We start from the raw sequence: 20,882 nt of genomic DNA, 5'->3' as shown, positions 1-20,882 counted from the left end.
CTAAAAGTATATCCTGCCTAGCTCGAGATATACCTGTGAAATATCAACAATCCTTTTTTTGCCGTCAATTTCGATGGCTATGGCATCATCCGGCATTTGTGCTTCCTTCATCTCTACGCTAGCCGGACTGAGACCCCTAAGATATGAGATGTTCTCCCTTTTGTTGCCTACGAGCTTTGACATATTCCTTTTGGAGCCATAGACCCTGAGACACGCAGCCTTCTCCTTTGAAAGCAAAGCCGCCTCGATGTAGTCTCTGAATATCCTGCTTTCAACGCGTTCGCGCAGCGACGGATGCAAAGGACCTGCAACCACCTGGTTGCCCATGGATATCTCCTCTGTCGGCTGGAGTCCTATTCTTATTACCTTTATTCCTGCGCTTGTGAGCAGCACGAGCAGTTTCTTGCAGATTTCTATGGTTTCCTCGATTTCAAGAGCCTTATACGCGCCTTCTGCATGGAGCCGCTCAAGCGCAGTATCCTTCACTACAAGAGTTGGATATATCCTGGCAAACTCCGGACCTATATCTATGAATTCTCTTGCCGTCTCCAGGCATTTTTCGGGGCTGTCGCCCGGAAGCCCCACCATAAGCTGGAGTCCCAGCGTAAAACCCCAATCCTTTATGAGCGCTGCTGCAGCATGCACATCCTCGCCCGTATGGCCGCGCAAACTCCTGCTGAGCACCTCGCCATCCAGCGATTGCACCCCGAGCTCTATTGTCGTCACGCCATATTCCTTCAGCAGGGCAAGCCTTGATTCATCTATCGCATCCGGCCTCGTAGAAAGCCTTATGTCTCTTACTACGCCGGATTGCTTATATTTGCTTGCAACGGAAAGCAGGCTTCTTTGGAAGCTCTCTTCTATTGCAGTGAAGCTCCCCCCGAAAAATGCAATCTCGACTATGCAGTTTTTGGCATCTATTGTGCCCAGATGTTCCTTTATTATGGCTTCTGCCGACTCGGCCGTAACATCAGTTCCCGCACCCGTTATCTTTTTTTGATTGCAGAAAATGCAGTCGTGCGGACAGCCTATGTGCGGCACAAATATGGGTATTATCTTCCTCTTCATTACTCAAACCTCTCTATTGCAACTTTTGCTGCCTCCTGCTCGGCTTCCTTTTTGGTCTTGCCCTCTCCGGCTCCGAGGCTCTTATCTCCGAACTTTACTTCCATCATGAATTTTTTGTTGTGGTCAGGTCCGGATTCGCTTACAAGCTCATACTTTATCTTTTCGCCGCTTCCTATCCCCTGAAGTATCTCCTGCAGCTCAGTCTTGTGATCCCTGAATATGTTGCCTTCTATGGAGCCCTTTATAGTCTCCTCCAGCAGCCCTAATATGAAGAGTGAAGCTTCATAAATACCGCTGTCGAGATATATGGCTCCTATAACAGCTTCAAATGCGTCCGCGATTATTGACGCTCTGTCCCTGCCGCCAGTGGCCTCTTCGCCTTTGCCCAGGAAGAGATATCCTCCAAGCCCTATTTTCTTGCCGGCATCACTTAGCGATTTTTCACAGACTATGCCAGCCCTTTTCTTGGTGAGCTCGCCCTCGGGCAGCTCCGTGTTTTTAAAAAGATAATCGCTTACGACTATGCCCAGTACGGAGTCGCCCAGAAACTCCAGCCTCTCGTTGCAGACCATGCCCCTGTGCCTGTTTTCATTTGCATATGAGCTGTGCACAAGCGCTTCAGAGAGCAAGAGCTTGTTGCTGAATTCATATCCTATAGCTTTTTCAAATCTATCCAAAATATCTGATTTCACGCTCATCCATTCTCCCCTTGTATTCTCTATAAATCTAGCAATTTGCCTGCTCGGCCTTTTTTCTCAAGATGAAATTCTCCCCAATGCCATCAAGCTCGATGTCGAGTTTCACCCTTATTGTCTCCTTTGGCCTTGGCGCAACCTCAATCCCGTTGCCGGCTTCATCGCGCATTCCTGTTATCCTGGCCAGATGCTGTACTCCTCCCGGACCTATTATCTCTATTTCGTCCCCTAAGAAGAATCTGTTCCTTTGCTGAACAATTATCTCGCCATTTTCATCGTCACGACTTTGCACAAGCCCTATGAAATCGTAATTTCTAACGTATGAGCTTGAACCGTAGTGGTGCTCTTCATGTCCGGGCTTGTTGAAGTAAAAGCCCTTTGTAAAGCCTCTGTGGCTAACCTTTTCAAGTTCCTCGAGCCACTCCTGCTTGAACTTCCAGCCCTGCGGATTTTTCAGGTATTCATCTATGGCCATCCTGTAAGCTCTTACTATTGTAGCCACATAATATGCAGACTTCATCCTGCCTTCTATCTTGAAGCTCTTTATGCCTGCCTGCACAAGCTCCGGTATGTGCTCGATGAGGCACAGGTCCTTGGAATTGAAAAAGAAAGTTCCTCTTTCATCTTCGTATATCGGGTAGTATTCGCCCGGCCTGGTCTCCTCCATAAGCGAGTACTTCCATCTGCAGGGGTGCTTGCACTCTCCCTTGTTGGCGTCCTTGCCTGTCATGTAGTTGCTTATCAGACATCTGCCCGAATACGATATGCACATGGCGCCGTGAACGAAGGCCTCTATCTCCATGTCATCTGGAATGTTGGCTCTAATTTCTCCTATTTCGCCCACCGAAAGCTCTCTGGCAACCACTACGCGCTTTATGCCCTGGGAGTGCCAAAAACGCGCGCTCATATAGTTTGTGTTGTTGGCCTGAGTGCTAAGGTGTATCTCCATGCCTGGTACAGCTTCCTTTATCTTCATTATGACTCCCGGATCTGAAGCTATAAGGGCGTCTACGCCTGATTGCTGAAGCTCCTTAAGATACTCCTCAAGTCCTTCAAAATCCTCGTTGTGTGGTATCAAGTTGACAGTTACATACAGCCGCTTGCCTTTGCTGTGTGCAAAGTCTGCGCCTTCCTTTATCTGCTCTATCGAGAAATTCTTTGCCGCTGCACGGAGGCCGAATCTTTCACCGCCAAGATATACGGCATCCGCCCCGTATGTTATTGCCAGCTTTAGCTTTTCAAGATCACCCGCTGGAGCCAGTATTTCTATTTGTTCTCTATCCATTATTTTCACCTCTGATTATTTTGCATTTCTGTCTTTTAGCTTGTAGCTGAGCGCCACTCCATCACCTATTGGAATCACGCTGGTTTCAATGTAATCCGCGCTACATATATAGTCGATGTAGCTGCGCATCCTCTTTATTATTGTCTTTTTTCTTCTGACCGCAAACTCGTCTGATGCCACCATGCCCTTGTAGAGTATGTTATCGGATATCAAAAGCCCGCCTGTTTTGAGCCTGTCTATCGCCATGTCGTAAAACTGCATGTACTGACCCTTGGCCGCATCCATGAATATGAGGTCGTATTCGCCGTCCACCATTTTGAGGGCATCCGTTGCATCCTCCTCGATTACCCTTATGCTGCCCTGAAGACCCGCTTTTTCTATGTTTTCCCTAGCCTGCTCGGCCATGCCTGGATTGCGCTCTATAGTGGTGACACTGCAGCCTTCTCCGGACGCCGTGGCCATAAGTATGGCCGAGTAGCCTATGGCCGTCCCCACCTCGAGAATGCGCCTCGGTCTTTGCAGCCTCAGTATTACATTGATAAGCTGCGCCACTTCCTTTTGCACTATGGGCACGCTGTGCTCATCTGCGTATGCTTCCATGTCAAGCATCAAGCCCACGCTCTTTTTTAATGATCCTCTTACATAGCTTTCAACTGCTTCGTTTACAATATTGCTCAAGTGTATCATCCTTCCATAAAGAAATAGATGGATTCTCACCCACCTATTCCGCAAAGTTTTTTGCTTTTGCTTTCAAATGCTCCTCGTATGTCCTTGAAAAAGTATGGCTTCCGTCCTTTTTTGCAACAAAATACAAGTAGTCCACATTTGCCGGATACAGTGCGGCCTCTATGGATTTTTTGCCCGGCGAGGCTATTGGCCCGGGGGGAAGCCCTTCATACTTATATGTGTTGTAGGGCGACTCGATCTGTATGTCTGCATCCGTCAGATTCTGCTTTCTCTCCATGAGAATATACTGAACCGTGGCGCATGACTGGAGCCTCTGCCCGATTTTCAGCCTGTTGTAAAACACGGCTGAAACGAGGTCCCTTTCCGAATCCTTTTTGGCCTCCCTTTCGATTATGGAAGCCATTGTTATAATCTCATTGAGTGACTTGCCCATATCGAGCTGTCTTTTTTGATAGCTCTGGCCGTATACATCCTCAAATCGCTTGAGCATCTCCACTATCATGTCTTCCTCGGAGGTGCCTTTTTTAAAAAAATAAGTATCCGGGAAAAGATACCCTTCAAGACTGCTCAGGTTCTCTCCTCTTATAAAAGGTATTCTTGATTCGAACTCCTTGGGATTTTCAATAAGCTCCATGAATCTGGCCTTGCTTGCCAGCCCCAGCTTTTCCAGGCGCTCGGCAATCTTGTAGCCTTCAAAGCCCTCGGGTATTGTGACAGCAATGCTGTCATTATATACCTTGCCTTCTTCAAGCAATCTCAGTATCTCGCTGTTCGAATACGATCTGAATATCTTGTACCTGCCGGCCTTTATGCCGGGGTCACCTTCAAGCTTTGCTACAACCCTGAAAAGCAGCTCGTTCCTTATGAGCCTGTTCTCATGGAGTATGCCGGCAGCCTTTCCTATATAGGAGCCTTTGGGAATGTCGACAATCTCATATTCCGTGCTGCCTTTGTCGTATGGACCGGTCAAGGCGTTGAAAGCCAGAGCGGCCGAAACAACGGATGCGGCTATTGTTAAAGCCAAAACAACAAATATCTTTTTCATAGGCGGACCTCTTGTTTTTTAGTATATTATACTTTTTATAAAGCCAGTTTACAATAATGCTTTTATCCTCTGGGGTGCTTGCTTTTGAGCTCTATTCTGGCATTCTTCTTGGACTGCACATAAGGCTGCAGGCATGAAATGTTTGAATTTCCAAGCAACTGGCTGACAATCCTTATGTCCGCTCCGTTGCTGAGCATGTGCACCGCAAATGAATTGCGCAGGACTGACGGCGTTACATTTTTTTGTATGCCGGCTTCCTTTGCATATCCCTTGATAATCTTCCAAAGTCCCTGTCTTGTAAGCCTGTCTCCCTTGAGGTTGAGAAACAAAGCGCTGCCCGAGCACGGCTTTATAAGCGACGTCCTTGATTTTTCAATGTAGGCTTTGACGCTTTCAAGCGCCGACAGTCCCAGCGGAACAGCTCGCTTGCTCCTTGTGCCATCGCAGTTTATATACTCCATCTGTACGTCTACATCCTCTACATTCAGCGATACGATTTCCGACACCTTCATGCCGGTTCCGTAGATTATCTCAAGTATCGCCTTGTCCCTCATGCCGGTACAGCCTGCGCTGTCAGGCATGGATAGCATCTTGACAATCTCCTCTTCCATAAGAATATCAGTAGTCTGCTCTCTTTCGATTTTGGGCTTTTTAATCTTTTTGGCGGGATTCTTGCAGGAAAGTTTCGCGTCGTAGAGATATTCATGCATCGACTTTACGGATGACACAATCCTTGAGACTGTAGCCTGCGAAATATCAAATGTTTTTATATGTGCCACGAAATCCTCCAGGTCGCTTTCGCTTACATCGAGTATATCCAGCTTGCAAGAGCTCAGATATTCAAAGTATTTCTTCAGGTCGTTTTCATATGAAAAGACTGTGCTCCTTGAAAGGCCCTTTTCATTTTGTATATATTCTTTATAATCTGACAATAATTTTTCCATTCATACATCTCCTAACAAACACACTGAGGGGACTGTTATCCCTTGAAATTGCTAGCATACAGCAATGCCACCAGGCTTTTGGCATCCTTTATCATGTTTTTGGAAGCCATGTCCAAAAGCGACTGCATGCTGTAGAGCTCTATGTCGATATATTCATTTTCATCGGGCTGCGCCAGGCCATCCCTTAGCCCTCTTGCCAGGTATATGTGTATTTTTTCATTCGTAAAGCCCGGAGATGAGTAAAAATCAACAAGATGCTCGAGCGTATCAGCCTCATAACCCGTCTCTTCCTTGAGCTCCCTTGCGGCACACTCCCTCGGGTCTTCGCCCGGATCAAGCTTCCCCGCCGGTATCTCCAGCACCGCATCCTCCACAGCCTTCCTGTACTGCCTTACCATTATTACTTCGCCATCATCAGTGATGGCTATTACAGCTACTCCTCCCGGATGCTCCACAATCTCACGCTTTGAATACTTTTGCTGCGGCAGCTCCACGGTATCTATCCTCAAGTTAACTATTTTTCCATTATATATGATTTCACTGTTCATAGTCTCTTCTTTTATTACCATTATAAAAGTACCTCCGCTATGTAGCTCGCTGCACCCGAAGCTGATTTGAAGAACTCCTCATCCTCATCAAAGCCCCTGCCCATGCTCCTCGCCTTCATTCCGAATTCATCCATCGCAGCCTTTGTCGAATCGCCTTTTACGCGATATATTTCGTGCAGCCTTGAAAGACCGCTGCCCTCGAGCTGCTTTTCAAGAGTTGCAAGTTTTTCTTCATCCTGTATGTTTATCGGAACAACAACTCTGCTGCACACTGCGTCGCGGAGCACTGTAACCGTGTGGTGTGATATGCCCCTGTGCCTTTCCCTCTTGTCGGCAAAGCTTACTCGCGGAACTGCTATTGAAGTACCTCCTAGCTTAACGGCTGCATCGAGTATATATGCCTGCTCTATCCCGGTAAAACCATATTTCGTTCCGGTACCGGCAATTCCAGGCCCCATGCAAACGAAAATTATGTCGGCCCTTAGCACCTGCTTTGCAAATATCATGGCGCTGTATACATTGACAGACTCAAAGTCGCCCCCGAAGGCGTTGCCGCACGTAATTGTATGGTCTATTAGTCCCTTGTTCTTTAGCTCCTTGACATTCTTGCTAAGATACATGGGAAGCGCCGCACCGTCCGTCATTATGTAGGCTATGCTTTTGCCCGGCATGAGCTTTTTTGCCGTGCAGGCAAATGGCACGAGCTGGCTGTGCAATGTTCCGACTGCCACAGGCAGCTTCTCGAGCGACTCGAAAGCGTTAATCTGCTCGTGATACTTGCTGCCCTGCTCCTCTACTGCAAAACATTTGATCTGGTATGGCGTATATCTTAGTTTCATTATATGACCGCCTGGAGACATGCTCGATTCAGGCTCGTCCAGATTTGCTATTACAAAGTGAAAGCCGCCTGTTCCGAGGCTGAGTTCCACAGCCGTCGTGTTAAGCAGCACGCTTTGCCCTGGCTTTGCCCTTCCTGTAAGCGGGATATATGAAATGGCCTTCTCATCCCTGTCTGCTACGAGAACTGTCAGCTCCTGCATGTCATCATATTCGCCTGTTATTGATTTTACTATGGCGAGCTTTTTGCTGAGCATATCCATATAATTACCTCCCAAGCTTGTCTATATAGTTGAGCAGTCTGTTGCTTTCGATTATCTTTGTTATGGAATATTTTTCCGAAACGGCGTGCACCAGTATAAGCGCTGCCAATATGGCAATTTTCGTCCATATGCCAAACTCGTATGCGGCTATTATGCCTATTGACGCCCCAAGCACATTAGAGCCCGAATCGCCCATCATAGTCCTGGCCTTTATGTCGTCCCAGAAGTAGGCCAGCGCCGAAGAGAGCATGCCGCCGAGCAGGAGCCTTGAAACCTCGGATGAGAATATGAGCACTGGAATGCAGCTGACAGTATAGATCTTGAGAGCCCTTCCCGGCCTCAGGTCAAGGAGGTTGAAGAAGTTGGTTGCCAAGGCTATAAGGAGGGTGTTGAGTATTATTTCGAATATCTCCTTTGTAAACGAGAGCGATATCAAAAATGCCACTGCTCCGCCAAAGAGTGCCTTGAACGCACCTGTTGTAAGAGTGCCTTTAAAGAGAGCTTTGAAATGTCCCTTGAAGCCGCTCGAGCTCCGATCGCCCACAAGGTCATCCACAACGCCCGCCAGGCTCATTGCTATTACTCCGAGTATATAGTAGGGCACAACCTTTTCATCATGGAAGTAGTCGGCTATGCATGCGTTCATAATGATGTAGGGCAGGAATACAAGCCCCATTCCTACCGGAATCATTATGCCCATGTAGTTTTGCCTTACTATTCCTGCTTGCGTCAGCATGCCCTTGAAGAATCCAATGAATATTTTAGTCGAAATAAATCCAAGTACAAATGAAATTATAATGATTGTCAAAGCTGTTCCTCCTGAAATTTACTTGAAAAACTTCTTTAAAAGAATAACTGAAATATGATAGAACTGTTTTCCTCTGTGTTTGAAACCGCTTATGTCCCTGCCTGTTTCGTTGTGCGTCATGTATACAGGCACTTCCTTTACTTTGAAGCCTTTTCTTAGTATGTCTATTGTCATTCCAACCTCGACTCCATAGCCTGAAGGGATTGCGTCGAATATATCGAGCACCTCTTTCTTGAACGCCCTTTGTCCGGAAAGCGTTGCGCTCAGCTCTGCGCCGGTGAATAATTTAACGCCCGACCTGGCAAGCCTTTTTACTAGTCCGAAGCCGCCTTTTTTTGCAGCCGGAGGAAACGCCGCTATGGTTACGTCGCATTCTCCATTTATAATGGGCTCTATTAACTTTTGGACCTCGCCCGATGTAGCGCCCACATCGGCGTCAAGAAACACTATTACGTCGGCATCCTTTATCTTCGTGAGGCCGAAGTTCACAGCATAGCCCTTGCCGCTGTTTTGCTCGAGCCTGTATGCGCTCACGCCCTCATATGAGGATGCTATCTCGTATGTGCGATCTGCCGAGCCGTCATCTACTACAACAATCTCATCTATGGATTTGAGGCCTAAAACCCCCTCTAGTGTTGCTCCTATCCTGTCCTGCTCGTTGTATGCAGGTATAAGTACGCTTATTCGCATCTTTTCACCTCGCCTAGTTAAGCTCTTGCGGAAGTATAGCCTCCGCCGTTTCCTTCTCTCCGAAATGGCCGCTCTTGCCGTCTAGAGCCATAACAAGAGAAATTTCCCCCAGTATCTTGTTTACATTGTCAACGCTGGATATTTTTGACTCCTTGAAAAAAGGCACGTGTGAAAACTCCACGTCGGTTCTTTCTACGCCCACCACGCTGACATTTTTGCCTTTAAGATACTCGATTACAGTTCCGTCAAAGAGCTGCATCTTTTCCTTGTCTTCCTTGGTTCCGCCTGATTCCATCACTACTGCATCAATATTTTTCAGGTCCATGCTTCCGGCATTTATCTGAACATATCCCTTTTGAGAGAGCGCGTTGGCAAACACCATATTCTTTTCTTCGAAAATTGTCTTGCAAAGGTGGTTCACTATGTCAGCACTCGTCTTGAATGTAGTTCCAAACTCCTGATTAAATGCCTGCAAATCCAGGCTCTTCATAAGGCTGTCCTTTAGCAGCAGCTCGAAAGGCACGCTGCCTCCAGCCTTCTGCAAAAATGCTACTGTATTGGGATAAAAATAATCCTCTGTAGTCTGAATAACCGCTATGTTTTTACCTGCCAGCCTGTCCTTTATAACATTGCCGCTGCTGTATTCAATATACTTGTCTATGTCTTCCCTCTGCTTTTCCATGCTCGCTATTGTTCCTGTGAGCGTATCATTTTGAGCCTTTACCTCTGATATCTTCTCCTCGAGCTTGTTGACCATCTCAAGCTGCTGCTCGCTTATCATTATGTCTCCGTCGAGATTGAATCCTATTAGTATTCCTATACCAAGGGCTATGAAAATAGCTCCTATTGTTGTTATATAGTATTTCATGTTTATAAGCATAGCTTTCTCCCCTTTTCAGTTCTTTTTCTACAGGTCTATCAAATATTTCATTTTGAGCTCCATTATCCTAAGCACCTGCTGTATGGGCGGCGAAAGGTACGCCACAATGAACACAGGAAAAAGCGCGGCTATTATAAGCCCCCAGATATACTTGATCTTGAGCTGGCTCCTGTAGAGCAGGCTTACTCCCTTTGCGTCTATGAGCTTGGAGCCTATCTTCATGCGCACAAGGAATGTGCTTGACATTCCTTTTCGCCCCTTTTCCAGAAAGTCGATTATATTGGAATGCGTGCCAAGCGCAACAATAAGCTCCGCGCCGTTCTCATATGCAAGCAGCATGGCTATGTCCTCGCTTGTTCCTATTGCCGGGAACACTATCGGCTTAAGGCCTATGTCTTCGACCCTTTTGAGACCGGGCGCGCGTCCGTCGGGATACGCATGGACAATTATCTCCTTGCTGCTTTGCAGGCTCTTGTCGCTGACGCTGTCCATGTCGCCCACTATTATGTCCGGCTTGTACCCGAACTCCAACAGTGCGTCGGCACCTCCGTCAACTCCTATGAGCACCGGCTTTACCTCTTCTATATATGAGAGTATGGCGCTAAGGTCGTCCTTGTAGTTTTGGCCCCTCACCACGACAAGCGCATGCCTTCCCTCCATGTCTACAGATGTCCTGGGCATTCCTATGTCGCCGAGTATGAAGCCCTTTTCTTTTTTTGCATATTCTATGGTGTTGTCAATGAAGTTTTCAAGCTCCTGCGAAAGGTTGCCGTATGCTATCTCCAGCAGCTCCTTTATCCTCGCCTCGTCAAGAATCTCTCCCTGGCATATTAGCTCGCCTTCCTTGTACACGCTTCCGTCATCGTCTATTTCTATTGTGTCTTCTTCTTTTAGCGCCTCGAAAATATGGACGCCGACATTGTCTACTATTGTTATGCCCTTTTCGCTGAGAATCTCGGGCCCCTTGTTTGGATATTTGCCGCTTATTGACAAGTCGGCATTTATCACGGCCTTTATCTTCTTTTCAACGAGCGAATTTGCGGCCACCTCGTCAATATCCCTGTGGTTGATTACTGCAATTTCTCCCGGGCTTATCCGCTTTGCCAGGTTTTTTGTCTTCCTGTCAATTCTTATGGGAGCTTTCATCTTCATAACGCATACTCCTTCGTTTCTATTATATTGTTGTGGTTGATAAATGCTTCAGCTTTGGATTATGTACACAAATCCAACTTGACATAATTAAAACAGATTATAAACAAGACTAATTATAGCATAAGTTTACAATAATAACAGCAAAAACCGCATGCCATGCATGCGGTTTTCTCTTTCAATTCCTATTCGTTTTCCATCTCCGAGAGCACTTTCCCGATTATTTCAATTGCATCGTCTATATCCTTGTTTTCAACATTAAGAGGAGGCATAAGCCTTATTACGTTTCCTCCGGCTTTGGCAAGCAAAAGCCCATTGTCTATCGCCCCGTTTACAAACTGCGAAGTATCGCAGGAAAGCTGCATCCCTGCAAGAAGCCCCTTGCCCCTTAATTCAACAATAGCGCTGTGCTTTTTCGCAAGCTCCTGAAGCTTTCCGTATAAATACGCGCTCTTTTCATTTACGATCTCAGCCACTTTGCCTTCAGACAGCTCCTTGAGCACTGCAAGCGCAACAGCGCATGCAAGGGGGTTGCCGCCGAATGTGCAGCCGTGGTCTCCGTAGCTAAACGCGTCGCCGACTTTTTTAACGGCAAGCGTTGCGCCTATGGGGAATCCTCCGCCAAGGCCCTTTGCCATGCATATAACGTCGGGAATCACACCGAAGCTCTGGTATGCAAATATAGTACCCATTCTTCCCATGCCGCACTGCACCTCGTCGAATATGAGGACTGCGTCATTTTCATCGCACAGGCTTCTTATTGCGCTCAGGAACTCTGCATTTGCAGGAACAAGTCCGCCTTCTCCCTGAACAGGTTCGACTATGACGGCGCAAACGTCCTTGTCAAACTTGGCCCTTAAGTCTTCAATGTCATTGAAGTTTACGCTGAGTGTGCCTGGCATAAGAGGCATGAAATCCTTCTGGTACTTGTTGTCGGAACTTCCCGTCACCGACAGGGCACCTATCGTCCTGCCGTGGAATGAATCGCTCATGTAGAGAATCTTGTGCTTTGATTCACCGCCTGAAATCCTGCCGTATTTTTTGGCAAGCTTGAGGGCGGTTTCAACCGCCTCGGCTCCGCTGTTTGAAAAGAAAACCTGATCGTGGTCGCTCAGCTCGCACAGCCTCTTTGCAAGATCCATCTGATTCTGGCTCCAATAGAGGTTTGATATGTGTATTAGCTTCTCGCTCTGAGTTTTTATTGCCTCGACTAATGCAGGATGCGAGTGCCCAAGGCAGTTTACTGCCACTCCTTGAACAAAGTCTATATATTCCTTGCCGTTCGAATCGTAAAGCTTGGCACCCTTGCCTGTTTCAAACGTCAGATCGAACCTGCAGTATGTGCTCATGAATTTAGTCTTTCCCATTATATATCACCTCGTAAACTCTTATTCAGCCTTTATTTACCTTCCGACAGTGTGGCGACCATTACAGCCTTTATCGTGTGCAGCCTGTTCTCGGCCTGGTCAAAAACCTTGGACATGGGAGCTCTGAACACCTCGTCTGTAACTTCCATCTCCTTGAGCCCGAATTTCTCAAACACATCCAAGCCTACTTCAGTATGCAGGTCGTGGTACGCAGGCAGGCAGTGAAGGAATATCGCGTTTTCAGTGCCTATTTTTTTCATCATGTTCATGTCCACCTGGTATGGAAGGAGCTGCTTTATCCTCTCTTCGAACATGTCCTCTTCTCCCATTGAAACCCAAACATCTGTATATACGGCGTCTGCACCTTGTATGTCGTCCATGCTTTCTGTAACGCTTATGCTTGCTCCGGTTTCTTCGCATACAGGCTTCATGTCTTCAAGCAGCTGCGGCGAAGGCCACAGCTCCTTTGGAGCTAGCGCAACAAAATTCATGCCCATCTTTGCGCTGCCAACCATCAGAGAGTTGCACACGTTGTTTCTGGCATCACCTACGTATACTAGCTTGACCTGCGAAAGCGGCTTGTCCACATGCTCCATTATAGTCAGAAAATCTGCAAGCGTCTGCGTTGGATGCGCCAGGTCAGTAAGGCCGTTCCACACAGGCACACCCGAATAGTCTGCAAGCATCTTTACAGTCTCCTGCTCAAAGCCTCTGAACTGTATGCCATCATAAAATCTTCCCAGCACCTTTGCCGAATCCTCGATTGACTCCTTCTTGCCAAACTGTGAGTTGGATAGAAATGTCACATTTGCACCCTCGTCATAGGCTGCAACCTCGAATGCACATCTTGTCCTTGTTGATGTTTTCTCAAAAAGAAGCACTATATTTTTGCCTGCTAGCAGACTGCCCTTTTCCCCTGATTTTTTCTTTTGCTTTAGCTTTTTTGAAAGCTCAAGCATGTATCCTATTTCTTCACTTGAAAAATCCTTTAATTTTAAAAAACTTCTGCCTTTTAGACTTTGCATGCTTATTCCTCCCCTTTTACCATTGTTCCTATTCCGGCTTTTGTAAATATCTCAAGCAAGAGACTGTGCTCGACATTCCCGTTGACAAGGTGAATGTTCTTTGTTCCCTCCTCTATGCTTTGCATGCAGCACTCCATCTTTGGAATCATGCCGCCCTTTATCACGCCGCTTTTGATGTATTCTACAATTCGCGGTATTGAAATTTCCGATATAAAGCTCGACTCGTCCTGTATATCCTTGTAAAGTCCCTTTACATCCGTAAGGAGTATGAGCTTTTCGGCCTGCAGCACAGAGCTTATGGCCCCCGCGACATAATCCGCATTTACATTGTATATCTGCCCTGTCTCATCGCAGCCTACAGGCGATATCACCGGCAGATAATCCGCCTTGATGAGGTCAATTAGCAACTCCTTGTTTATGCCTGTAACCTCGCCCACAAAGCCAATGTCAATAAGTTCGTCGCCGTCCTCAAGGTATTTCTTTTTGGCTGTGACAATGTTGCTGTCCCTTCCGCTTATGCCTACTGCCTTTATGCCGTGGCTTGAAAGTTTGGACGCCAGCTCCTTGTTGACCTTGCCTGAGAGCACCATTTCTACCACTTCAACAGTCTGTTGATCTGTAACCCGTAGACCCTTGACAAATTCGGTCTGAATGTTGAGTTTTTTAAGCATGCCCGATATGTCAGGGCCTCCTCCGTGAACAAGCACGATGTTTATGCCAACAAGCTTAAGGAGTGCCACATCCTTTATGAATGCGTCCTTTGCCTCCTCGTTGCTCATTATGCTGCCGCCGTATTTTATGACGAATATTTTGTCTTGGAACTTCTTGATATATGGCAGCGCCTCGGTAAGTACCTTAACCTTGCCCCCAGAAAAATCCATAACACCACCCCCAGACTCCAGAATTTTTTGAAACTTGATTTTTTTATTTGCTGTTGCTGCATTTGCTGTAATAAAAAAAGACCTGCGCGTCTTATCGTAAAAAATAAGAGACGAAAGCCTTCCGTGTTACCACTCTTTTTGGCCCGCCGCTATGCAGCCGGACCCACTCATAATAAAATAACGGCCATTGCCGAATTCCCATACTCTCTATATGATTTCAAGGAATCTTCTCAGGGGTACGTTTCAGAAATGATGTACTGCCGGACTCTCACCTTCTCCGGCTCGCTTTAAGCCTTGTCACAACCTACTTTCCCCGTCACTGAATTTGATGATGTTGAATTTTCCGCTGAAGCTCTTGCATATTTCATTCAATTTAAGCCAATTATATATTACAGAAAATATCGTGTCAACTAAAATAATTATATTTTTCAATCAGCGAAAACAATTTCTTGTATAGGCTCTCTAGTGATATCTATTCCCAACAACAGTCAAAATAAGCATGTTTATAAAAATTTATTTTTAATATTGACTTATATGCAAATTTGCCTTATCATTCAATACTAATAAAACTTTATAATTTTAAATCTTGTGATTGGAAGAGTAGGTACTGTGATTGTTGTACAGCGAGCCGGCGGCGGTGGGAGCCCGGCACATAGCTTTGCCGAAACGTATCCATGAAGAGGTTTTTCCAAAGGCATGCCAGCGGTATGCGTGAGTAGAAAAACCCGGCCAGCCCGTTAAAGCGTTCGAGATAAAATGGCAGCAATATTGCCATTTTAAAAAGAGTGGTACCGCGAAACAGCTTTCGTCTCTTTGTTTATACAAGAGACGAGGGCTTTTTTTATACTCGCAGTCTGATTTACTAAAACCAAATCAGGGTATTTTAATACCATGGAACACGCTTAATTTAACATTGTTTTGATGGTTTTGGCTTTTAAAAAATACTATAATATCGAAAGGATGTTTGGAATGATAAAAGCAGGAATTATGGGCGCTACAGGTTACGCGGGACAGCAGCTTGCATGGCTGCTTCTGAACCATCCGGAGGTTGAAATAAGCTTCTTGTCTACAAACAGCTATGAAGACGAAGCTTTTTCAAGCATATACAAAAACTATTATGGCGTTGCTGATTACACATGCGTTTCCACAAAGACCGCATTTGAAATGCTCGGCGACATAGATGTCTTGTTCTGCTCGCTTCCGCACGGCAAGTCCATGGATGCGGTTAAGGCAGCATACGACAAGGGCATAAAGGTCATAGATCTGAGCGCAGACTACAGAATCGGCAGCAAGGACACCTACAGTGAATGGTATGAGCTTGAACACAGCTACCCCTTTCTGCTTGAAAAAGCAGTGTACGGCCTGCCGGAGCTGCACAGGGATTCAATAAAAAACGCCAGAATCATTGCAAATCCTGGCTGCTACCCGACTTCAGTCATACTTGCCCTGGCGCCTCTTCTTAAAAACGGCCTAATCGACAAGAGCAGCATAATAGCAGATTCAAAATCCGGGGTTTCAGGAGCCGGCAGGTCTGCTGACATATCCAATATCTACACAGAAGTAAATGAGTCCATAAAAGCCTACAAGCTCGGAAGCCACAGACACACTCCCGAGATCGAGCAGGAGCTCTCAAAGCTTGGCGGAGAGAATATAGTAATCAGCTTTACTCCGCACCTGATTCCAATGAACAGGGGCATACTCTCTACATGCTATGCAACACTTAACGGCAGCCATGAAAAATCAGACATAATGAAACTCTACAAGGATTTTTACAAGGACGAATTTTTTGTAAAGGTAATAGACGGTGTGCCTGAAACAAGATGGGTCAAATCCTCGAATTTCTGCCATATCGGTTTTTCAGTAGACAAAAGGACTGGCAGGATAGTTGTCGTATCAGCTATTGACAATCTTATGAAAGGCGCAGCCAGCCAGGCTGTTCAGAACATGAATATAATTTTTGGAATCGATGAAAAAACGGGCATAAATTTCGCCCCAACATTCCCATAGTCTTGAAAGGAGATGAAACAATGGAAATATTAACTAGCAAAGGTGTAACTGCCGTACCCGGATTCAAAGCCTCAGGAATAGCGAGCGGCATAAAAAAAAGCAAAAAGGACATGAGCGTAATATATAGCAGCGTTCCTGCGGTTTCTGCCGCGACATTCACATCCAACGTTGTCAAGGCAGCCCCGGTGCTTTTTGACATGGAAAATATAAAAAACGAAACTGCTCAGGCTATAATCGTAAACAGCGGAAATGCAAATGCGTGCACTGGCGAGCAAGGCATGGCCAACGCCAAGGCAATGGCGGAAAAAACAGCAAGCTGCCTTGGTATAAACGCCAAAAATGTACTCGTAGCCTCCACTGGGATAATAGGCATTCAGCTGCCTATGGATACTGTGCTTGCCGGCATTGAAGCTGCCTGCGAGGCCATTTCAGAGGAAGGCGGAAGCGATGCCGCCCAGTCTATAATGACTACAGATTCTTTCCAGAAAGAAATCGCCGTAAGTGTCAGCGTAGGTGGCAAGAAGGTAACTATAGGCGCCATGGCAAAGGGCTCTGGCATGATTCATCCAAACATGGGCACAATGCTCTCCTTCATAGCTACCGACGTGAGCATAAGCAAGCAGATGCTTTCTAAGGCGCTAAAGGACAGCGTTGACGATTCCTACAACATGATTTCAGTAGACGGTGATACAAGCACTAACGACACCGCATTCGTCCTTGCAAACGGCCTGGCAGGCAATGAGACAATCTCTTCAGAATCAAGCGATTATTACGAGTTCAAAAAAGCTCTTGACTATGTGAATACTGAGCTTGCAAAGATGATAGCCTCCGATGGCGAAGGCGCTACAAAGCTGCTTGAAACATCGATTATAAATGCTCCATCGCTTGAAACTGCAAGGCTTTGCGCAAGGTCTGTAATATCATCGAATCTGGTTAAGGCTGCGTTCTTCGGCAACAATACAAACTGGGGAAGGATAATGTGCTCCATAGGCTATTCAGGCGCCGATTTCAATCCTGACATAGTTGACATCTACTTCAAGAACGAGTCGGGCGAGATAAAGATAGCCGAGAACGGCATGGAGGTTGGATTTAGCGAGGATGACGCTCAAAAAATACTCCAGGGCCAGTATGTCAACATAACTGTGGACCTCAAAGCGGGAGAATATTCAGCCACGGCCTGGGGTTGCGACCTTAGCTATGACTACGTGAAGGTAAATGCGATGTACAAAAGCTAACAAACACTCCAGCAACTAACCACATAAAAAATCCTGCCTTACGGCAGGATTTTTTTCGTTTACTCTTCTTCAGTTTTCCACATATGCTTTAGGTGCATGTAATTCTCTTCAAATTCAAATTTGAGCTCCCTGTAGCTGTCTTCGCCGCTTTTTTTGAATCTTACAATATAATTGCCATACTCATTTTTCTCGTCGCAATATTCAAAATCATCATTTAGAAGCTTTTCAACTTCTATCTTATTTTCATGGAGCTCTTTTTCAATCTCCTTTTTTTCCTCTTCATATTTTTTCTTTGATGTTTCTTTTTGAAGTTTATGTTCTTCCTTGAAGTGACTTTGTCCTATAGCTGGATTATTAACGAATGTCATGGTCGTAACCCCCCTGTTTAAGTGATTAAATAGCTTCTACTACATTTCTACCCACTTTAAGGGCACTTTATACAGGGGATTTATCAATTTAAATTATTTTTATTTGTATATGCCTTTACCGCCTAAGCTTCTCTGCAACCGTGGCTATAAACTCAGAGTTTGTAGGCTTGCTTCTTTGAATATGTGCCCGGGCTCCAAAGAACAGCTCTACAGTCTCCGAATCCCTCTTGTTCCATGAAACTTCTATTGCATGTCTTATTGCACGCTCGACCCTGCTGGGTGTCGTGCTGTATGTAATGGCTACCTTGGGATAAAGCTCCTTTGTTATGCCGCCCAGGAGCCCTACCTTGTATACGACTAGTCTTATCGCTTCGCTCAGGTATAAATATCCCTTGATGTGAGGAGGTATTCCCATGTCATGAAGTATGCCTGCAATTTCGCCTTCTATGCTGCCTGCGCAATTTTCTTCCAAAGCGCTCAGGCACTCATGCTGAAGATATTGCCTCTGAGGCTTCAATTCATCGTTTGCAATTTGCAGTATTCTTTCGCAGAGCATGTCCGAGTGAAAAGGCTTTATCATATAATATTCGGCTCCGAGCTGCAAAGCTTTTTGAGCTATGCTTTCTTGCCCTACGGTTGATATTACGACTATCTTTGGCTCATAATCCTCGCGGCTACCCTTTAGCTTTTTGATTACTCCAAATCCGTCGAGATGCGGCATTATTATGTCAAGCAGGAGCAGGTCGGGTTTTTTTTGCATGACCAGCTCAACCGCCTCCATGCCGTCATTTGCGACACCAATTATTTCAATTTCCTCCTGCTTTGACAGATAGTCAATCAATATCTGGCAAAACTCTTTGTTGTCATCCGCTATTGCAATTCTTACTCTGCTATTTATTATCCCCATTTTCAGCCTCCTGTGAATCCAAGGCTACCCCCAGAATTTCTTTGGCATTTTGCAGCGTCGTCTTCGTTATGTTCATTCCGCCTATAAGTCTGGCTATTTCGTTTATCTTGCCATCCAGCGACAGCTTTTCTATGCGTGTCACTACTGCATCGCCTATTGCTACCTTCTCAATGCTAAAGTGAGCATCAGAGTTGACGGCTATCTGAGGCAGGTGTGTTATGCATATAACCTGCTTGATCCTGGAGATATCCTTTAGCTTGTTGCCGACAACCTGAGCTGCAATTCCGCTTATTCCCGTGTCAATTTCGTCGAATACAAGAGTTTCTACAGGCTCGAATTGTGTCGTTATGTTCTTTAGCGTCAGCATGAACCTCGAAATTTCACCGCCCGAAGCCACCTTGTAAACTGGCATGCGCTTTTCTCCCTGGTTAAACGATACCATGAATGCCACATCATCCCTGCCGGTTTCAGAAAGCAGCTCTTTTCTTGAAAATTCTATCGCAAAATCAATATAGCTGCTGTTGAGCGACTCATACTCCATACGCAACTTATGAGCAAAGTCCTCTGCCGCCTTCTTTCTTAGACCGCTCAGCACAAGTGCAAGTTCTTCAAGCTGCTCCGTTTTTAAGGTCAGCTCAAGCCTTAGACGCTCTGAGAGCTCGTCTCTGTTTTCAAGTTCACTGAGCCTTTGCCTGATTTCTTCCAGATAATTGATTATCTCATCAGCAGTATTGCCATATTTTCGCTTGAGATTATTTATCTCCGATATTCGCGAGTCCAACTCGCTGAGTCTTTCCTCGTCAAGGCTTATTCCCTCGCTGTAGCGCCTGATATCCTTTGACAAATCGCCTATCCTGTAATAGACATCTTCTATACTCGCTGCAAAGCCCCCGAGCTTCGCGTCATAGTCCGATATTTCGCTCATATCGCGCATTACGGCTGAAATCATGTCTGTAATGTTGTACTCAGATGCATATAGTGCCGAGTAGCAGCCCGTGAGCTTCTTTTGTATGTTTTCGATGTTTCTTGCCATATCAAGCTCTTTTTCAATCTGCTCGAGCTCTTCTTTGTCTATTCTGGCATCCTCTATTTCTTTTATCTGAAATCTCAGCAGATCCATATCCCTTTGTGCCTGGAGCTCGTTAGCGCCTTGTGCCAGCTCGCTGATTTGCCCTTTTATATCCCTGTACTCACTGTAAAGCCGCTTGTATGAATACAGCACCTCTGCGAGCTGCTTGCCTGCATACCTGTCCAGATACCCTACATACCGCTCCTTGTTGAAAAGCTCCTGGCTTTCATGCTGCGAATGTATGTCTATAATCATGCCCGACATCTGGCGCAGCAACCCTACCTTCACATTCCTGCCGTTTATCCTGCTGATGCTTTTGCCATCAGCCATTATTTCTCGGGTAATTATTACAATCCCATCATCAAGGCAATCGAATCCCATTTCAGAAAACTCTTCCCTAAGCTGCATGCCTTCAATATGGAATGTCGCCTCGACGACAGAGCCTTTCTCGCCTCTCCTGATATAATCCTTGTCCCACTTCTCTCCCATGCAAAGCTGGAGAGCATTGAGAATTATTGATTTTCCAGAACCTGTTTCGCCCGTTAAAATGTTAAGGCCATTTTCAAATCTCAGCCTTGTCTCATCAATAAGTATGAAATTCTTAACATAGAGTTCTAGGATCATATGCAAATCCCTCTTTCAATCTGCCTATAGCAGCTTTTTAAATCTATCAAGTATATGTTCCATGTCCTTTTTGTCTCTTACAAGCACAAATACAGTATCCACTCCGCCTACAGTTCCGACTATCTCGCCCAGCTCCAGGCTGTCAATGGCATGCGCAACTATTGGGGCCGCTCCTTTTACAGTCCTTAGACATATAATATTTTCTGAAAAATCCATGGACATTAGAGTCTCTTTTGCAATTCTAATTAGCCTGTCAGAAGATTTCTTGTCATCCTTTTCAAGATAAGTATATTTGTACTTACCGCTTGGGCTCAGAACCTTTACAAGCTTAAGCTCCTTTATATCCCTCGATACTGTTGCCTGGGTAACATTTATACCTATCGTCTTGAGTTCAAGTGCTAATTCGTCCTGAGTTTCAATTTCACGGTTCTTGATAAGTTCTAAAATCTGAGAATGTCTGGATAGCTTCAAAACCGAATCCTCCTTTTTTGGCTGTTACA

21 protein-coding genes and 2 other annotated features are annotated in these 20,882 nt (G+C 45.7%); of the genes, 2 read left to right on the top strand and 19 right to left on the bottom strand.

The features are described 5' to 3' along the window. The 15 genes from EAL2_RS06125 to argB all read right to left on the bottom strand — a co-directional run bounded on the left by EAL2_RS06125 (nt 1) and on the right by argB (nt 14,172). Nucleotides 1-1,068: an elongator complex protein 3 gene (locus tag EAL2_RS06125; RefSeq protein WP_025435518.1), complete on the bottom strand. Its 1,068-nt coding sequence runs from the start codon at nt 1,066-1,068 to the stop codon at nt 1-3. Further along, a complete protein-coding gene (gene rnc / locus EAL2_RS06120) occupies nt 1,068-1,766 on the bottom strand; it encodes a ribonuclease III (protein WP_025435517.1) in 699 nt (232 codons plus the stop codon). The genes EAL2_RS06125 and rnc overlap by 1 nt, the downstream gene beginning before the upstream one ends. A gap of 28 nt (nt 1,767-1,794) precedes the next feature. Further along, nucleotides 1,795-3,048: a peptidase U32 family protein gene (locus tag EAL2_RS06115; protein ID WP_025435516.1), complete on the bottom strand. Its 1,254-nt coding sequence runs from the start codon at nt 3,046-3,048 to the stop codon at nt 1,795-1,797. A gap of 15 nt (nt 3,049-3,063) precedes the next feature. Next, nucleotides 3,064-3,726, bottom strand: coding sequence for an O-methyltransferase (locus tag EAL2_RS06110; protein WP_025435515.1), 663 nt, complete (start codon nt 3,724-3,726; stop codon nt 3,064-3,066). Between the two features lie 43 nt (nt 3,727-3,769). Continuing rightward, entirely contained in the window at nt 3,770-4,780 is a 1,011-nt protein-coding gene (gene mltG / locus EAL2_RS06105; protein ID WP_025435514.1) for an endolytic transglycosylase MltG, read from the bottom strand. A gap of 62 nt (nt 4,781-4,842) precedes the next feature. Then, complete coding sequence (locus tag EAL2_RS06100) at nt 4,843-5,724, bottom strand: tyrosine-type recombinase/integrase (protein ID WP_025435513.1); 882 nt, start codon at nt 5,722-5,724, stop codon at nt 4,843-4,845. Between the two features lie 35 nt (nt 5,725-5,759). Then, nucleotides 5,760-6,293 carry an NUDIX hydrolase gene (locus EAL2_RS06095; RefSeq protein WP_025435512.1) on the bottom strand — a complete coding sequence of 178 codons (534 nt, stop codon included), beginning with the start codon at nt 6,291-6,293 and terminating at the stop codon, nt 5,760-5,762. After that, a complete protein-coding gene (locus EAL2_RS06090; protein WP_322787224.1) occupies nt 6,293-7,372 on the bottom strand; it encodes a DUF3866 family protein in 1,080 nt (359 codons plus the stop codon). Before EAL2_RS06090 ends, EAL2_RS06095 begins: the two co-directional genes overlap by 1 nt. Nucleotides 7,373-7,376: 4 nt before the next feature. Beyond that, nucleotides 7,377-8,180, bottom strand: coding sequence for a hypothetical protein (locus EAL2_RS06085; RefSeq protein ID WP_025435510.1), 804 nt, complete (start codon nt 8,178-8,180; stop codon nt 7,377-7,379). A gap of 18 nt (nt 8,181-8,198) precedes the next feature. Continuing rightward, nucleotides 8,199-8,870 (bottom strand): glycosyltransferase family 2 protein, encoded by a 672-nt coding sequence (locus EAL2_RS06080; protein ID WP_025435509.1) that lies wholly within the window; start codon nt 8,868-8,870, stop codon nt 8,199-8,201. A gap of 13 nt (nt 8,871-8,883) precedes the next feature. Next, the gene (locus tag EAL2_RS06075) at nt 8,884-9,750 is read right to left on the bottom strand and encodes a copper transporter (protein WP_025435508.1); all 867 of its coding nucleotides are present in this window, start codon (nt 9,748-9,750) and stop codon (nt 8,884-8,886) included. 27 nt (nt 9,751-9,777) lie between these two features. Continuing rightward, on the bottom strand, nt 9,778-10,902 hold the full coding sequence (steA, locus tag EAL2_RS06070; RefSeq protein ID WP_025435507.1) for a putative cytokinetic ring protein SteA: 1,125 nt from the start codon (nt 10,900-10,902) through the stop codon (nt 9,778-9,780). A gap of 182 nt (nt 10,903-11,084) precedes the next feature. Beyond that, nucleotides 11,085-12,266 carry an aspartate aminotransferase family protein gene (locus EAL2_RS06065; protein WP_025435506.1) on the bottom strand — a complete coding sequence of 394 codons (1,182 nt, stop codon included), beginning with the start codon at nt 12,264-12,266 and terminating at the stop codon, nt 11,085-11,087. Between the two features lie 32 nt (nt 12,267-12,298). Beyond that, the gene (gene argF, locus EAL2_RS06060; RefSeq protein ID WP_025435505.1) at nt 12,299-13,291 is read right to left on the bottom strand and encodes an ornithine carbamoyltransferase; all 993 of its coding nucleotides are present in this window, start codon (nt 13,289-13,291) and stop codon (nt 12,299-12,301) included. 2 nt (nt 13,292-13,293) lie between these two features. Continuing rightward, on the bottom strand, nt 13,294-14,172 hold the full coding sequence (argB, locus tag EAL2_RS06055; protein ID WP_025435504.1) for an acetylglutamate kinase: 879 nt from the start codon (nt 14,170-14,172) through the stop codon (nt 13,294-13,296). 103 nt (nt 14,173-14,275) lie between these two features. After that, nucleotides 14,276-14,501: a binding site (T-box leader), on the bottom strand. Nucleotides 14,502-14,751: 250 nt separating this feature from the next. Continuing rightward, nucleotides 14,752-14,988: a binding site (T-box leader), on the top strand. A gap of 153 nt (nt 14,989-15,141) precedes the next feature. Between argB and argC the strand changes: the two genes are divergently transcribed. Together argC and argJ are read left to right on the top strand one after the other, a co-directional pair. Further along, nucleotides 15,142-16,179 carry an N-acetyl-gamma-glutamyl-phosphate reductase gene (argC, locus tag EAL2_RS06050; protein ID WP_025435503.1) on the top strand — a complete coding sequence of 346 codons (1,038 nt, stop codon included), beginning with the start codon at nt 15,142-15,144 and terminating at the stop codon, nt 16,177-16,179. A gap of 20 nt (nt 16,180-16,199) precedes the next feature. Continuing rightward, nucleotides 16,200-17,414: a bifunctional glutamate N-acetyltransferase/amino-acid acetyltransferase ArgJ gene (gene argJ, locus EAL2_RS06045; RefSeq protein WP_025435502.1), complete on the top strand. Its 1,215-nt coding sequence runs from the start codon at nt 16,200-16,202 to the stop codon at nt 17,412-17,414. A gap of 59 nt (nt 17,415-17,473) precedes the next feature. Here the strand turns inward: argJ and EAL2_RS06040 are convergent, their stop codons facing one another. The 4 genes from EAL2_RS06040 to EAL2_RS06025 form a co-directional block, all read right to left on the bottom strand. Beyond that, complete coding sequence (locus EAL2_RS06040; protein WP_025435501.1) at nt 17,474-17,782, bottom strand: hypothetical protein; 309 nt, start codon at nt 17,780-17,782, stop codon at nt 17,474-17,476. A gap of 115 nt (nt 17,783-17,897) precedes the next feature. After that, on the bottom strand, nt 17,898-18,689 hold the full coding sequence (gene spo0A / locus EAL2_RS06035) for a sporulation transcription factor Spo0A (RefSeq protein WP_038601860.1): 792 nt from the start codon (nt 18,687-18,689) through the stop codon (nt 17,898-17,900). Then, nucleotides 18,673-20,382 carry a DNA repair protein RecN gene (gene recN, locus EAL2_RS06030; protein ID WP_025435500.1) on the bottom strand — a complete coding sequence of 570 codons (1,710 nt, stop codon included), beginning with the start codon at nt 20,380-20,382 and terminating at the stop codon, nt 18,673-18,675. Before recN ends, spo0A begins: the two co-directional genes overlap by 17 nt. A gap of 24 nt (nt 20,383-20,406) precedes the next feature. After that, entirely contained in the window at nt 20,407-20,853 is a 447-nt protein-coding gene (locus EAL2_RS06025; RefSeq protein WP_025435499.1) for an arginine repressor, read from the bottom strand. Nucleotides 20,854-20,882 lie beyond the last annotated feature (29 nt).

It is taken from the genome of Peptoclostridium acidaminophilum DSM 3953, assembly GCF_000597865.1.
GTDB classification, from domain to species: domain Bacteria; phylum Bacillota; class Clostridia; order Peptostreptococcales; family Peptostreptococcaceae; genus Peptoclostridium_A; species Peptoclostridium_A acidaminophilum.
Note: the sequence above shows the minus strand (reverse complement) of the source record. Positions and strands in the feature narration are given on the sequence as shown.